This window comes from Psychroflexus aestuariivivens, from assembly GCF_004010055.1.
GTDB classification, from domain to species: Bacteria; Bacteroidota; Bacteroidia; order Flavobacteriales; family Flavobacteriaceae; genus Psychroflexus; species Psychroflexus aestuariivivens.
The window spans coordinates 1-5209 of sequence record NZ_RQVT01000062.1 but is presented as its reverse complement, the minus strand read 5'-3'; the positions used below and the strand labels follow the sequence as shown (position 1 = coordinate 5209).

Genomic DNA, 5209 nt, shown 5'->3' with positions numbered 1-5209 from the left:
GAATATAAAAAAAAGATGATTATTAATATTTCGGCTGTTTTTCTCAAATTGTTGGCAACGTTTAGTATATGAAAAGTAGGCGATTTCGAAGCACTAAAATTTCGGCTAAGCACAAAGTTTGATGGGCGCCAAAAGGCTTGAATCTATTACAGTTTCGCCTATTTTTTATATACATTGTTATAAGCCGTTTTTTTTGACTATTTCATTCGGAAAATGGCTTCTTAATGTATCATGAGAAGCTCTTTCAAACTGCAATAGTTTAAATGATTTTTCACTAAAGTCAGATATCTTGAAATGTTTATTTACCAAGGATTTAAGACCCTTATTATTGAATACACTAAGGGTTTTTGAATAATCATTTTGTTCTATTATTTCCTTTAATTCTTTCTCTCTTTCGATAAACCAATCCGTTATTTTAATTTCGTTTGTAAACTTTGAATAGTTAGCGGTAACAGTATCTAAATCATTCCCTTTAGAAACGTGCGAGTCTTTGAAATAATAATTAATTTTTGCAGAAACATAATTAGCAACTTGTAGTGCCAATTCTTTTTCTAATTGATTTACCACATCAGTCATAATCGCAGTTACTTTTTCTTCTTCAATTAGTAACTGCTTTGCTAGTAGTTTCAAAAATTCCTCATCCAAAAATAAGTTTTCAGGCTCAGTCATTGAAAACGAAAAAATATTTGCTGGCTCCAATGCTTTTAGTCTCTCATTTCCATGATGGTCAGAGTCTATTAGTCCAAATGCTTTAGTCGTCATATTAGGCAGTTTATTGAAGGACTTTGTATAATTGATTACATCAAAGCAACTCTCAACTGGTGTTATGGTAAAATTAGGAAATAGTACATTGTAAATTTTCTCATCAATGCTTCCCTTTTTGCCTTCACAAAAAAGAATATTCTTTCTACTACCTAAAAGCTCAAGGAGAAGATTTTCAGGTAGTTCATTATCTGGTATATTTTCAATCTCCCAATTATTTGGGAAGTTAAAATTCTTTATCCAGACTTTTTTAGCTGTTCTACTAGTGGCAAAATCCAAATCATGCGTTAAGTAGATGAATATACAATCTTGTCTTTCAGACTCCAAAATATCCCATAACTTCGTAAGTATTGTTTTATGTAGGTACATTTCTGGCTCGTCAATAATGATAAAGCCTGATTTTGGAGCTTGAAGGATATGGGCAATTAAATATAAAGTTACTTTTTCACCATCACTCATCTGATGAGCAGGATATGGAGTGTTGCTTGAAATTGGTCTTAATGTAATATTTATTCCATCAACACACTCAAGTATCCTATGTTGAATTAAAGAGTTCCAAATTTTTAGTGCCTTATCTAATCTTGTGATAGGGACATCATTTACAATTTGACCATTTTGCAATAAATCAAAATATTTATTTCGGATAACACTTCTTTCAGCCAATAAATTGTCCAAAAGTAACTTAAACTCACCACCAACCTGGGTCATGATGCTCCAGGAATTACCTTGATTTTCGGTTGAGTAAGTTACTTTTAGTGACTTATCGGTTGACTGTGATTGTTGTAGTTTTTGACTAGTATTATTGAAATTAGAAACTCCACTGAATGTTGGAATAATCAATACTTTTTGAGCAGAAATGACTACACCAGTATTAGGAAGATACTTTTTTAAGTCATTCGAAAGTGTTGTTTTTCCACTGCCATTGGCACCAACTGCAACTATATTGCTGCTAAAAAAATTTAGTTTTCTAAAGAAGTCAATATTGAACTGCAATAATTTTAGTTGCTTTTCTAACGGTAATATTTGCTTTTCAATATTATCCTTTACTGCATCTTTATTATGTTCTTGGATGAAACTTAAATTTTGCTGCTGTCTGTAAGGAAATAAATTTGTTGTTTGATTTATTTCGTTTTGAAATTGCTTTATATAATTAGTTGTTAATTCTTTTTGAGTAACCAAGTCTTTAACTGAATTAAAGTATTCTATTACTTCATTATGTAGCCCAATCATTATTTTGTCAACTTCGCAATAACTAGCTATTTCTTTATGCAGATTTAATTTAACTAATGCTGTATCAAGATTTTGTATTAATGTTTCTTTTTCTGTCATTTACTGTGTTGTTGGTTTAAATGGCTTATAACGTGTTTGTGTATGATTAGTGGCGTGTTTAAGCACGTAATTTAGCAAATAAAAACCGAATAGAAAATCCGCGAGGATTTTCGTAAGTAGGCGAGAACTAGCCATTAATTATACACGGTGTTGCCACACGTTTTTATTCACAATTATTATTATCTCTTTCTTTCAATTGTCAAAGTCGTGAAAATTCCAGCTATTCCAAGATTTAACCAAAATTGCCAAAATTTAGGCATTAAAATTCCCATTCCGAATAATGATAAAGTCAAAAATATTAATGCTATTAATCGACTATTTGTCTTAATTTCCGAAATTAAATTAGTCCGCTTAATTCGTGATTCTTCTTTTCTAAATTCATTATTTGGTAAAACACGAACTCCTTTCTGAATGATTTTATTATTTTCAATAATTGCCCATCCAATTGAGTTTGTTCCCAAATCTAATCCTAATGTTCTCCCCATATTTTTATCCTGTTAAATTCGCAAATGGTCTTTTTCCGTTTTGTCTTATAAATTCCGCTAACAATTTCTTTTCTAATTCTCTCGGTTCAATGTCTGTTAAAGTTAACCAACAAAACTTTAATTCAGAGTGATTTTTTAATTGCCAAATCAATCTTCCGCCATAATGTCCAACATTAAATCCTTGACCAAATCTTAAATACTGCTTTAATCTGCTTCGTAAAGTTGCATTTCCATTTAATCCTCCAGCTTTTCCGATATAAATAGTTTTTGACTTATCAACCCAATTATTTTTTAATTCCGCAAGCGAAATGTTTGGGTCTTTGCCTTTAAAAAATCCACCAAGTCCTTTTGTTAAAAATTCAGGCTTTTTAATATTCGAATTCAGAACTAAATAAACTCCCATTTGATTTGGTAAAATATTTGGGTCAGCTATTAATTCCAACACAGTTTTAAATCCAGAAAATCCCAATTTTTTGAGTTTTTCAATGTCGTTAAATTCTATGTCTGTCGTTTTTTTCAAATGTGTGGCAACGTTGTTGTATATGGTTTGTTGCGTGTTTCAAGCAACTAATTTAGTAAATAATTATCGACCAAGAAAGTCCGCGAGGACTTTCGTAAGTAGGCAATAAACCAGCAATAAATTATATACGGTGTTAGCCACCGTTTTTTAATTCGTTCAGACTATTTATGTTTTTTCCATTTCCGTCAAATGGATATTCCGTACTTGGATTTTGATTAATGAAATTGAATGCTTTTGATTTTATTATCTCATTTAAATGTTCATCGCTGAATGAGTAACCGGAAATAAATAAATTTTCAGAACTCTCAACAACTATTTGTAAATTTTGAAATAACTGTTTGAAAAGGATGTCATTTTCAATTGTGTCTAATTTTCTTGTTCCAGTAATAAATTTCGGAAGTATATCAGTATTATAATCTTGCAGAACTTCTTTAGTTTCAGGATTTATTCGAATAGAATTATGTTTTGTTGAATAGTTTGTTGTCATAAAATAATCATATTCTCCTGTTGGTTGTAGAAATAAGCCTTCACTTTTTATATAATGTCTGAATTGAAAAAAATCTAAACTTCCGTGAAGTTTATGGATTTTAATTTTTTCATTAAAAGTGTTATTAAAAAAGGGTATTGGTAAATCATTGTGGCTTATTGGTGATTCTTCAATATTAAAACCTTTAGAATATTTTAGGCCATTTAATTCTAAAACTCTTTCTAAAAGTAAGTCGTGATTTAGTGTAAAAATGTCTACGTTTTCGAATTGAGATAAATGTTCAATAAAGCCTTGATAAATTTCCATTAACTCCTCGTCATTTTTAGGAATTACAGAGAGAATATCTCCAATCAAGTAGTTTAGAATATCACTAACCTTTTGAAATTGTTTATGGGTAAATGCAAATAAATAACTTTCATAGTATTCCTTATTTTTCTCTTCTAAAAAATATGGTTTGTCATTCAGAATTGACTGTTTCGCTGATTCAAACAACTTTTCCACCCATTCAGAATTTTTGAAATTATCGATGATGAATTGATAAAAATCTTCGTAATAGATAAAACTACCTCTGTCAGAAATATAACTTTGCACTAATTCATTAAAGACATATGAATATGCTATATAATCATAATTCAGTTTTCCGTTATGAATAAAAGTTTCATCTTTATCATCAATCCAATACCATTCACTTGATGATGCAGAAAGAAATTTCTCTCTTAAATCTCTATTGAACCTTTCAGCAATTGTGCTTGCTGTTGGCATTCCAGCATTTGCAGAAAATCCTGCTCCTAAAATAACTGTCAAATGTTTCTTCATATGAGTGCTGTCAAATGGTGGCTAACGTTTTCGTGTATGCGCAGTAGCGCGCAAAAATTCTAAAACTATTTAATTCAGTCTCAAAGTTAGCAAAAAATCCCAAACTTTGAATTCAGTCACAAACCCAGCTATTGCGTATACACAGTGTTGCCATTAGTTTTTTATTTTTCTAACTATTTTTAAAAATCCAGTAGAATCCGTTTCAATTCCGTCCGAGTAGATTGGAATCAAATTTTCGTTCTGAATCAAATACTTTATGGCTCGTTTAGCTAAATATCTTTCTTTGTCAATGTCCAATTTAATCGTGTCCGAATTAATTTGATATTTTCCACGCCTAATTGTTGTCCATTCAATTTCTCTTGTTTTCAACATATAATTTCCATTGACTAAAGTCAGTTTATTTCCAATTTCATCTGTTGCAATAAATTCTGGTTCCTTGTCAAAAAAATCATATGGAAACCAAAAAGAACTAACGCCAATCACGGTTGAAATTACTAAAGCAGTCAAAATGATTTTTGATTCATTAAGATTTTTTCCTTTTCTTATTCTACTTATGTTTTTAATTAACGTAAATAAAAATATTCCTGCTCCTATAAAAAGGAAGAATAATACTTTAAATCCACCTATAAGTCCACCAAAATCGCCTTCAGTTCTCAATTCAGACAATAGAATGAAAAATAGCAAAATTCCAATCGGAAGAATTGCTTTTAATATTAGATTGTAATTCGTTTTTTTCAAATTAATGGCAACGTCTCGGCTATGAGTAGTTGCGTGGGTTAGCGGTTAACTTTGCAAGTACGCACCAAACTG

5 protein-coding genes are annotated in these 5209 nt (G+C 30.4%); all 5 read right to left on the bottom strand.

Features of this window, described 5'->3' with window-relative positions:
• Window positions 1-177: 177 nt before the first annotated feature.
• Entirely contained in the window at window positions 178-2091 is a 1914-nt protein-coding gene (locus EIG86_RS13820; protein WP_127846773.1) for an AAA family ATPase, read from the bottom strand.
• 179 nt (window positions 2092-2270) lie between these two features.
• Window positions 2271-2576, bottom strand: a complete 306-nt coding sequence (locus EIG86_RS13815; RefSeq protein WP_127846772.1) for a hypothetical protein — start codon at window positions 2574-2576, stop codon at window positions 2271-2273.
• Between the two features lie 4 nt (window positions 2577-2580).
• Entirely contained in the window at window positions 2581-3096 is a 516-nt protein-coding gene (locus tag EIG86_RS13810; protein ID WP_205030475.1) for a hypothetical protein, read from the bottom strand.
• A gap of 133 nt (window positions 3097-3229) precedes the next feature.
• Window positions 3230-4399 (bottom strand): SIR2 family protein, encoded by a 1170-nt coding sequence (locus EIG86_RS13805; protein WP_127846771.1) that lies wholly within the window; start codon window positions 4397-4399, stop codon window positions 3230-3232.
• A 153-nt stretch (window positions 4400-4552) separates the two neighbouring features.
• Window positions 4553-5137, bottom strand: coding sequence for a hypothetical protein (locus tag EIG86_RS13800; RefSeq protein WP_127846770.1), 585 nt, complete (start codon window positions 5135-5137; stop codon window positions 4553-4555).
• Window positions 5138-5209: the final 72 nt, after the last annotated feature.

Bases quoted from the DNA above. Each gene is read 5' to 3' on its own strand.
- EIG86_RS13820 (WP_127846773.1), bottom strand. From the start codon at position 2,091: ATGACAGAAAAAGAAACATTAATACAAAATCTTGATACAGCATTAGTT.
- EIG86_RS13815 (WP_127846772.1), bottom strand. From the start codon at position 2,576: ATGGGGAGAACATTAGGATTAGATTTGGGAACAAACTCAATTGGATGG.
- EIG86_RS13805 (WP_127846771.1), bottom strand. From the start codon at position 4,399: ATGAAGAAACATTTGACAGTTATTTTAGGAGCAGGATTTTCTGCAAAT.